We start from the raw sequence: 9,263 nt of genomic DNA on the forward strand, positions 1-9,263 counted from the left end.
CTTGGGTGGCGGCGTACTGCTGCAGGCGGCCAGCAAGGCCAGGGGCAAACAAAAGACGAATCGGGACATGCGCCGGAGTGTAGCATGCGCCTGCACAACTGCTTTTCCCCAAGCAGCCGGCGCCGGCGTAAAAAACAGCATCCATTCAACCAGAATCCCCGCCATGAGCACCGATACCCCGCCCGACCGTCTCGCCCTCGATAACCGCAGCCCGTATTTCAACGAGGCCGCCCTCGACCGCGGCATCGGCATACGCTTCAAAGGCGTGGAATACACCAATGTCGCCGAATACTGCGTGTCGGAAGGCTGGATCCGGCTGCCGGTCGGCAAGTCGCTCGACCGCCGCGGCAACGCCATGACCTTCAAGCACATCGGTCCGGTGGAAGTCTGGTATCTGACCTGAAGCGGTTAGCTTCAACGGCAACTCCGCACCTGAAAATCCGCACTCTGTTGCACCGGCTTCGTGGTCTTCAGCAAGGACCGCGGGCTGAATTCTGGAATGCTTGGGACCTTACCAAAACTTGTCGTCACTGCGCTTGGCCACTGTAGCCACGCAGAATTCGGCCATGCGCCGCAACAGGTCTTCCGGCAGGGGCTCGCGGTAGGCGATTTTCAGGAAGTGAGCGGTGGTGGTGTGCGCCGCCAGTTCGCTGTGGAAGGCCGCCATTGCCGCGGCGCCGGGCGCGAAACTCAGATGCGCTTTATGCGCCGAGTAGGCGAATACGAAACGCGGCTCCACGAAAAACGGATTGCCCCACTTCAGCACCTCGGTGGCGGCGGGCGCCGCCTGGCGAAGCAGGGCACGCAACCGCTTCAGGTGCGCTTGGGCTTCGGCCGGGGCGGCGGCATGATATGCATCGACGGTTTTCGGGCGGGCGGCAGGCATGACGGGCTCCTTTGCAACGGGAATCAGGATGCCATAAGCAATGCTTTGAGCAAACGCCGGCGTTTGTTCAAGGCGGCGGCAAGATAGGAAAACCCGGAGAGCTGCTGATACGGCAGGCGTCCGCCGGGTCCGTCGGCCACACGGCTGACGTACAGGTGCGATGATGCGGCCAATGCGAACAGGTCGGTCAGCATGTCGCGGTTCAGCTGCCCGGCCGGAATGCCCGCCGCGCGACCATGCACATGGATCGGCCGGCCGCCCAGATCCGGCACTTCGCTCACCGTGACGATTTCAGCGCGCTTGAAGGTTTTCCGCGCCAGGGCAATCACTTCGGCGTTGTCACTGCACACCAGCACCCTGCGGCCGGCCAGCCTGCCGAGAAGCGTGCCGAAAAAAAGACCGACATCGCTGACGTAATCGGTATGGCGCACATGGATCGCATCGTAATCGGACCCGAGTCCGGCGATGCGCCCGCGGATGTACTGCGCCAGCACCGGTTGCAAGCGCAGACGGCGCAGGGCATCCAGCGAAACGGTGCCGCCGCCATGCTGGTGATGCAACAGACAGGTTTGGGGATAGGAGCGCCCGGCATCGAAGCGCAGCGGTTCGTGGCTTGAGGCATCGACGAATCCCCAGGCCTGATCGCTCCAGATTTTTTCGTAGTCGGCGAGCCGGCCCTGCAGCGCGACGGGGAAAACGCTGGCCGCATTCAACTGCTGCAGGCGCTCCTTGCTCAGCTGCAGTTCGGCATGCCGGCCATCGGCCGTGCGGAAGTACGCTGAGAAATCATCCCCGAACATCGTCGCGGCGGAATCGACGATCAGGGTCCGGTTCTCGGTTTCGGCATAGCGCCAGCACAGTTCGATCTGGCACAGCATGTCGTTGAAGCCGCCTTCCGGGCGGCACAGCAGATAGCGCTCAGACACCGCGGTGCTTGCCGTGGTACGGCGCATACCAGGCCTTGATGGCGGCGATGTCGGCGGCCATGTCATCGCTGAGATGGAACACCCGGCCGACGCCGATGGTTTTGCTCGGATAATCGAAATACACGCAGACCACCGGCACATCGGCTTTTTTCGCGATTTTCCAGAATCCGGTTTTCCACTGCGTCACCGCGCGGCGGGTGCCTTCGGGCGCGAGCACGAACCACATGCGTTCGGCTTCGATCATCTGCTCGGCGACCTGATCGGCGATGCCGCCGGGATTGGCGCGGTTGACCGGAATGCCGCCCAACCATTTCAGCAGACCGCCAAGCGGCCAGAAAAACACTTCCTGCTTGCCCATGAACACGATATGCAGATCCATCGCCACTTTCGCGATCAGGCCGTGGATGGCATCCCAGGCCGAGGAATGCGGTGCGCCGACCACCACCATTTTTTTCAGGTCCGGCCACTCCCCGACCATCTTCCAGCCGCTGATCGACAACAGGCGTTCGGCCAAGCGACGGAGCCAGGGCGGCGTGTTGGCGGGCGGCGCATTGGGCGGCAATGGCAGTACGTTCGACATCAATCCTCGCTGGCGCCGGGGGCCTGACGCTGCTGTTTGAGTGTGCCATGCGCCCGTTTGTTTTCCAAGCGCCGGCGCTGCGAGGCGCGGGTCGGTTTGGTGGCCACGCGCGGCTTCGGCGGCTCAAGCACCGAACGCACCAGCGCCGCCAGGCGCTGGCGGGCGTCTTCACGGTTCTGTTCCTGACTGCGGAAGCGCTGCGCCTGGATGATGATTTCGCCGGATTCGGTGATGCGCTGGTCGCGCTTTTTCGCCAGGCGCTGCTTGACCGCGTCCGGCAGCGCGGCGCAGGCCCAGATGAAAAAACGCAGCTCGATGGCGGTCGAGACCTTGTTGACGTTCTGGCCGCCCGGCCCGCTGGAGCGGATGGCGCGCTCGGTGATGTCCTGCTCGGGAATGACGATGCTCTCGCTGACCGCAATCATGCCGGCACCGGCAAGCCGAAGAAGGCGCGGGCGGTGGCGGTGCTGACGGCGGCGGTCTGCTCCGGGGTTTCCCCGCGGTCGCGCGCCAGTTCTTCCACGATGTGTTGCAGGTACATCGGCTCGTTGCGGCGATGCGAAGGCATCGGCCGGACCGTGCGCGGCAGCAGATACGGCGCATCGGTTTCGATCATCAGGCGGTTGGCCGGAATGTTCTTGACGATGTCGCGCAGATGGCCGCCGCGGCGCTCGTCGCACAGCCAACCGGTGATGCCGATATAAAAATCGGCATCGAGGCAATCGAACAGCTCTTCGCGCGTACCGGTGAAACAATGCACCACGGCCGGGCCGATGCGGCCTTCGAACGCCTTCATCACGCCCATGAAATCGGCATGCGCATCGCGCTGGTGCAGGAACAGCGGCTTGCCGAGCTCGGCAGCCAGCTCAAGCTGCACTTCGAACGCACGGCGCTGCGCCGGACGCGGCGCCAGATCGCGGAAATAGTCCAGACCGCACTCGCCGACCGCCAACACCTCGGCATGGGTGTGCAGGGCGCGCAGTTCAGCCAGGCCCTCGGCGGTCACTTCCAGCGCGTGATGCGGATGCACGCCGGCGGTGGCATACAGAAACCCCGGGTGCGCCTGAGCCAAGGCCAAGGCTTTCGGCGAGCCCTCGCGGGAGGCACCGGTCACCACCATCTGCGAAATGCCGGCCGAGCGCGCACGGGCCAGCACCGCGTCCAGATCGTGGTCGAAGCTTTCATGGCCGAGGTTGGCGCCGATGTCGATCAATTCCATGCCGCTATTGTACCGTTGCCGACCGCGGCAAGCGGTCCGGCGAGCGCATACAATAGCCGCATGCCCGATTTCCCCATCCAGACCCTGCTGCCGGACATTCTCGATGCGCTGGCAAACCACCCGCGTCTGGTGCTGGAAGCGCCGCCTGGCGCCGGCAAGACCACACAGGTGCCGCTGGCCCTTCTGGACGCACCCTGGCGCGAAGGCCGGAAAATCCTGATGCTGGAACCCCGTCGCGTTGCGGCCCGTGCGGCCGCCGGCTTCATGGCCCAACAGGTCGGCGAGGCCGTGGGGCAACGCATCGGTTACCGCATCCGGTTCGAATCCAAGGTTTCCGCAGCCACGGAAATTGAAGTGCTGACCGAAGGCCTGCTGACCCGTCGCATCCAGGACGATCCGCTGCTGGAGGACGTGGCGGCGATTATCTTCGACGAATTCCACGAACGCCATCTTGCCGGCGATCTGGGCCTGGCCATGGCACGCGATATCCAGCAGCAGCTGCGTCCGGATCTGCGGCTGGTGGTGATGTCAGCCACGCTCGACGGCGAGCGTCTGGCGAAACAGCTCGATGCGCCGCGTCTGAGCAGCGAAGGCCGTAGCTTTCCGGTGGAAACCGCGCACTTTCCGGCGCGCAAGGACGAAGCGTTGATCGCGCAATGCCGACGCGCCGTGGAACAGGCCCTCCAGCAGCATCCGGGCGATGTGCTGGTGTTTCTCCCCGGCCGCCGCGAAATCCAAACGCTGCAGGATACGCTGGCACCCTTGACTTCGGCGCAGCTGGAAGTGCTCGCCCTGCACGGCGATCTGCCGATTGAACAGCAGGGCCGGGTGCTGCTGCCGGCCGGCAACGGCATCCGGCGCGTGGTGGTGGCCAGCAATGTCGCCGAGTCCAGCGTGACCCTGCCGGGTGTGCGCGTGGTGATCGATTCCGGGCTGGCGCGCGAGCCGCGTTATGATCCGAACTCGGGCTTCAGCCGTTTGCAGACCGTGAGCATTTCGCAGGCCTCGGCCGATCAACGCAGCGGCCGCGCTGGACGCGTCAGCAGCGGCTGGAGTTACCGGCTGTGGCCGGCCTCGCAGCGGCTGGAACCGATGCGCCGTGCCGAAATCCAGCATAGCGAGCTGAGCCCTCTGGCGCTCGAACTGGCGGCTTGGGGCGGCACCGAACTGCCTTTCATCGACCCTCCGCCGACCGGCGCCCTTCAGGCGGGGCGTGATTTGCTGGCCGCGCTGGGCGCACTCGATGGTGACCGGCGCATCACCGCGCTGGGCCGGCGCATGCTCGGTCTGGGCACGCACCCGCGTCTGGCCGCCATGTTGCTGGCCGTGCATGACGACTCCGAAAAAGCGCTGGCCTGCGATCTGGCCGCGCTGATTGACGCGCGTGATCCGCTGATCGGCGCCCGCCGCGAGGATTGGCAGTCGCGCTGGCAAGCCTTGGCCGACCTGCGGGCGCGCCGCCCGCCGCAGGGCGCCAGCAGCAGCGGCCTGAAACTGATCGATGCCGCCGCATCGCAATGGCGGCGCCGCCTACGCTGCGATGCTTTGCCTCCGGCATCGGTGCCGGCGCATGCACTCGGCGATGTGCTGCTGCATGCGTTTCCCGACCGCATCGGACGGCAACATGACAGCGAACCGCTGCGCTATCAGCTCTCGGGCGGGCGCATGGCACGCCTGCATCCGGACAGCAGCCTGTATGGTGAGCCGTGGCTATGTGCCAGCGAGCTGAAGTTCGACGCCAAGGAAGCGCTGATTCTACGGGCCGCGCCGCTTGATTGGCACCGTCTCGAACAGGATTTTCCGGAACGCTTCGTCACCAGCGACAGCGTGCGCTGGGATGAGCGCAGCAATGCCCTGGTTGCCCGCCGCGAACGGCGTTTCGACCAGATTGTGCTGTCCAGTCAATCCGGCGGCAAGGTCGATTCCGAGCAGGCCGCCGCCGCGCTGTGCGCCTTGGTGCGCCAGAAAGGTCTGCACATCCTGCCCTGGACCGAAAAGGCGCTGCAGTTCCGTCTGCGGGTCTGCCGCCTGCGTGAATGGTTGCCTGAAATGCCCTTGCCGGATTTATCGGAGCCGGCGCTTCTGGCCACCCTGGAAGATTGGCTGCAGCCGGCGCTGCGCGGCAAATCGCGCCTGGACAGCCTGGATGCGGCGGCACTGGGCGATGCGCTGTACGGGCTTTTCGACTGGAACACGCGCCAGCAGATCGACCGGCTGGCACCGACATCGCTGAAGGTGCCGTCCGGCATCGAGCGCGCGATTGCCTACGCCGAAGACGGGCCGCCGGTCTTGGCGGTCAAACTGCAGGAACTGTTCGGTCTGGCCGAATCACCGCGCATCGCCGACGGCCAGGTAACGGTGATGCTGCACCTGCTTTCCCCGGGCGGCAAGCCGCTGCAGATCACCCAGGATCTGAAGAATTTCTGGAACAGCACCTATGCGGAAGTGCGCAAGGAAATGAAAGGCCGTTATCCGCGTCACCCCTGGCCGGAAGATCCGTGGAATGCACCAGCCACCCATCGCGCCAAGCCGCGGGGAACCTGATAGGCTGAATGCTCATTCGGTCCTGCAGGGAAAAACGATGCGCGCACCTTTAGCTTTTATCAGCCTCGCACTGCTTCTGCCGGTAACTGTAACGGCCGCAGACGATGCCTGTCCGGCACCGGTCGCCGCCGCGCCCTCCGAAATCGATACCGCCGCCTTGGACGCCTATATCGAAAAAGGCCTGAAGGATTGGCAGCTGCCCGGACTGTCGGTCGCGGTGGTGCAGAACGGCCGCCCGGTGTATGTGAAGGGTTTCGGCGTGCGGGCTCTGGGCGCGCCGCAGAAGGTCGATGCACAGACCCTGTTCGGCATGATGTCGACCACCAAGGCGATGACCGCTTTGGCGGTGGCGATGCTGGTCGATGACGGCAAGCTGGCCTGGGACGATCCGGTCAGCAAACATCTGCCCGGCTTCGCGCTGTCCGATCCGTTCGTCACCCGTGATCTGAAAGTGCGTGATCTGCTGACCCACAACAGCGGCCTGGGCAACACCGACCTGCTGTGGGCGCGCGGCGATCTGGATTCGAAACAGATCATCGCCCGCCTGCGCGATGTGCCGCTGTCGTATTCCCTGCGCGACGGTTTCGCCTACCAGAACGTGATGTACCAGGTGGCCGGTGAAGTGATCGAAGCCGCCGCCGGCGAGGGCTGGGAGCAGGTCATCCAGAAACGCATTCTGACACCGTTGGACATGGACCGCTCGCGCCCGACCCTGGCCGCGATGCTGGCGATGCGCGACGGCAATGTTTCGCGCGCGTATTTCGAGATCGACGGACGCATCCGCGCGATTGCCGAATCGCCGGTGGATGCCGTTCCGGCCGCCGGCGCGGCATGGACCACCGCCGCCGATGCCGCGAAATGGCTCGGCTTCCTGCTCAACGACGGCTGTGCCGGCGGTAAGCGCCTGGTGTCTTCGGCCAATTTCCGCGCATTGCTGAAACCGCAGGTGATGGTGCCCGCCAACGAGTTCTATCCGACCGCCAAGCTGACCCGGCCGCACTGGATGAGTTACGGCTACGGCTGGTTCCAGCAGGATTACCGTGGCCGCTTCGTGGCCATGCACACCGGGTCGATGGACGGACGCACCGCCATCATCGGCCTGATGCCGGATGAACATCTGGGCATCGCCGTATTCGGCAATCTCGACCATGCCGAATTCCGCCATGCCCTGCTGTGGAAACTGTTCGATGTGTACACCGACGCCGAACCGCGCGACTGGAGCACGGAATTTCTGGCCCTGTACGGCGGCATGAAAACCGAAGCCAAGGCCATGGAAGCCGAGCAGGAAAAAACCCGTATTGCCGGAACCAAGCCTGCGCATGCGCTTGCCGATTACACCGGCCGTTACCTGCACAAGGTCTACGGCGATGTGGTGATCAGCCGCAAAGGCGATGCGCTGCACATCGCGTTCGGGCCCTTGCCGGAAAACGCCGGAACGCTCCGGCACTGGCATTACGAGCGCTTCCGGGTTGCCTTCGGCGATGGCCGCTACGGCAGCAGCGATGTGGTGTTCCGGACCGGGGCCGATGGACGCGTGGCCGCCCTTCGTCTGTTCGACGACAGCAGCGAGGCCTTCGAGTTCGTGCGTGAAACACCGCCCTGATTGCTGCGAGCGTCCGATCTAAAAAAACCCGCCGATCGGCGGGTTTTGGTTCATCCGGCTTCGCTGCGCCATTGCCCCGGCGCCAAGCCATCAAGCCGGTGCGGGCCGACCGAGATGCGCACCAGGCGAAGACAGGGCAATCCGACCGCGGCGCACATGCGCCGAACCTGCCGGTTGCGGCCTTCCTTGATGGTCAGCTCCAGCCAGGATTCCGGTACGCTCTTGCGGAAGCGCACCGGTGGATCGCGCGGCCATAGCCAATCAGGGGCTTTTTCGAGCAGGCGCGCGGTGGCCGGCTGGGTCGGGCCGTCATTCAGCACCACCCCGGCACGCAACTGCGCCAGATGGGATTCATCGGCCACGCCTTCAACCTGGACCAGATAGGTTTTCGGCCATTTGAATTTCGGCGACGAGATCTGTGCAATGCGGGCACCGTCATCGGACAGCAGCAGCAGGCCTTCGGAATCGATATCGAGCCGGCCGGCGGCATACACGTCCTTCGGCAACCCGAACGCGGCCAGCGTCGGCCGCGGCGGCATGCTCTGGTCGGTGAATTGCGTCAGCACGCCATAGGGCTTGTTGAAAGCGATTAACATAACCCAGTGTAACCGCAAAAAGAGCAGGTCCGCCGATGATTTCCGTCCATCCCCTGAAACGCCTGCGCCGTTTCGCCGAACCCTACCGCAGGGCGATACGCCGTGGCGTGCTGTATTCGGTGCTGAACAAGGCGTTCGACGTGCTGCCGGAAATCCTGATCGGCGTCGCGGTCGATGTCGTGGTCAACCAGCGCGAATCGTTTCTGGCCCGTCTCGGCATCGCCGATCCGATGCAGCAGCTCTGGCTGCTGGTCGGCCTCACCGTACTGGTGTGGGTCTGCGAATCGCTGTTCGAATATCTGCATCGTCTGGTCTGGCGCAATCTGGCGCAAAATCTGCAGCATGATCTTCGCCTGGAGGCGTATTCGCATATCCAGCGCCTGCCGCCGGATTTCATCCAGGAAGAACGCTCCGGCCGTTTGATGGCGGCCCTGAATGAAGACGTCAACCAGATCGAGCGCTTCCTCAACACCGGCGCCAACGACCTGATCCAGGTCGGCGTATCTTCGCTACTGGTCGGCGCGGTGTTCTTCTCGCTCACTGCCAGCACCGCGGTGCTGGCCCTGCTGCCGATTCCACTCATCCTGTTCGGCACCTTCTGGTTCCAGAAGCGTCTGTATCCGCGTTATGCCGCGGCGCGTGAAGCCGCCGCCGGCGTGTCCAACCGGCTGGCCAACAACCTGCAGGGCATGAGCACCATGCCTATACCGCCGAAAACTTCGAGGCCGAACACCTGCGCGCGGCCAGCGACGGCTTTCGCGAACATAATCGCGAAGCAATCCGTTATTCGGCGGCAATCACCCCGGTCATCCGCATGGCGATTCTGGCCGGCTTCGTGATGACCCTGCTGTACGGCGGAGCACTGGTTCTCAAGGGCGAGCTCGGGGTCGGCAGTTATTCGGCGTTGGT

10 protein-coding genes are annotated in these 9,263 nt (G+C 64.4%); 4 read left to right on the forward strand and 6 right to left on the reverse strand.

All coding sequences use genetic code 11. The features are described from left to right. The first annotated feature begins 163 nt into the window (after positions 1-163). Entirely contained in the window at positions 164-403 is a 240-nt protein-coding gene (locus tag Q0W88_RS09395; protein WP_297802746.1) for a DUF3297 family protein, read from the forward strand. A gap of 108 nt (positions 404-511) precedes the next feature. On the opposite strand, the gene Q0W88_RS09400 is transcribed toward Q0W88_RS09395, so the two are convergent. The 5 genes from Q0W88_RS09400 to Q0W88_RS09420 are packed head-to-tail and all read right to left on the reverse strand — an operon-like array spanning position 512 to position 3,611. Further along, positions 512-886 (reverse strand): DUF1801 domain-containing protein, encoded by a 375-nt coding sequence (locus Q0W88_RS09400; protein ID WP_297802749.1) that lies wholly within the window; start codon positions 884-886, stop codon positions 512-514. Between the two features lie 23 nt (positions 887-909). Beyond that, a complete protein-coding gene (locus Q0W88_RS09405; RefSeq protein ID WP_297802753.1) occupies positions 910-1,839 on the reverse strand; it encodes a hypothetical protein in 930 nt (309 codons plus the stop codon). Continuing rightward, positions 1,805-2,392, reverse strand: a complete 588-nt coding sequence (locus Q0W88_RS09410) for a 1-acyl-sn-glycerol-3-phosphate acyltransferase (RefSeq protein ID WP_297802756.1) — start codon at positions 2,390-2,392, stop codon at positions 1,805-1,807. Before Q0W88_RS09410 ends, Q0W88_RS09405 begins: the two co-directional genes overlap by 35 nt. Then, positions 2,392-2,817 (reverse strand): alternative ribosome rescue aminoacyl-tRNA hydrolase ArfB, encoded by a 426-nt coding sequence (arfB, locus tag Q0W88_RS09415; RefSeq protein ID WP_297802757.1) that lies wholly within the window; start codon positions 2,815-2,817, stop codon positions 2,392-2,394. Before arfB ends, Q0W88_RS09410 begins: the two co-directional genes overlap by 1 nt. Continuing rightward, positions 2,814-3,611, reverse strand: coding sequence for a TatD family hydrolase (locus Q0W88_RS09420; RefSeq protein WP_297802759.1), 798 nt, complete (start codon positions 3,609-3,611; stop codon positions 2,814-2,816). The genes arfB and Q0W88_RS09420 overlap by 4 nt, the downstream gene beginning before the upstream one ends. 60 nt (positions 3,612-3,671) lie before the next feature. On the opposite strand from Q0W88_RS09420, the gene hrpB reads away from it, so the two are divergent. Beyond that, positions 3,672-6,155 carry an ATP-dependent helicase HrpB gene (hrpB, locus tag Q0W88_RS09425; RefSeq protein WP_297802762.1) on the forward strand — a complete coding sequence of 828 codons (2,484 nt, stop codon included), beginning with the start codon at positions 3,672-3,674 and terminating at the stop codon, positions 6,153-6,155. A 37-nt stretch (positions 6,156-6,192) separates the two neighbouring features. Further along, entirely contained in the window at positions 6,193-7,758 is a 1,566-nt protein-coding gene (locus tag Q0W88_RS09430) for a serine hydrolase (RefSeq protein WP_297802765.1), read from the forward strand. 50 nt (positions 7,759-7,808) lie between these two features. Here the strand turns inward: Q0W88_RS09430 and Q0W88_RS09435 are convergent, their stop codons facing one another. Beyond that, positions 7,809-8,354, reverse strand: coding sequence for a pseudouridine synthase (locus Q0W88_RS09435; RefSeq protein ID WP_297802768.1), 546 nt, complete (start codon positions 8,352-8,354; stop codon positions 7,809-7,811). Positions 8,355-8,389: 35 nt separating this feature from the next. Here Q0W88_RS09435 and Q0W88_RS09440 point away from each other — a divergent pair, with 35 nt between their 5' ends. Then, positions 8,390-9,193 carry an ABC transporter transmembrane domain-containing protein gene (locus Q0W88_RS09440; protein WP_297802771.1) on the forward strand — a complete coding sequence of 268 codons (804 nt, stop codon included), beginning with the start codon at positions 8,390-8,392 and terminating at the stop codon, positions 9,191-9,193. Positions 9,194-9,263: the final 70 nt, after the last annotated feature.

This window comes from Arenimonas sp. GDDSR-1, assembly GCF_025980345.1.
Taxonomy (GTDB): Bacteria; Pseudomonadota; Gammaproteobacteria; order Xanthomonadales; family Xanthomonadaceae; genus Arenimonas.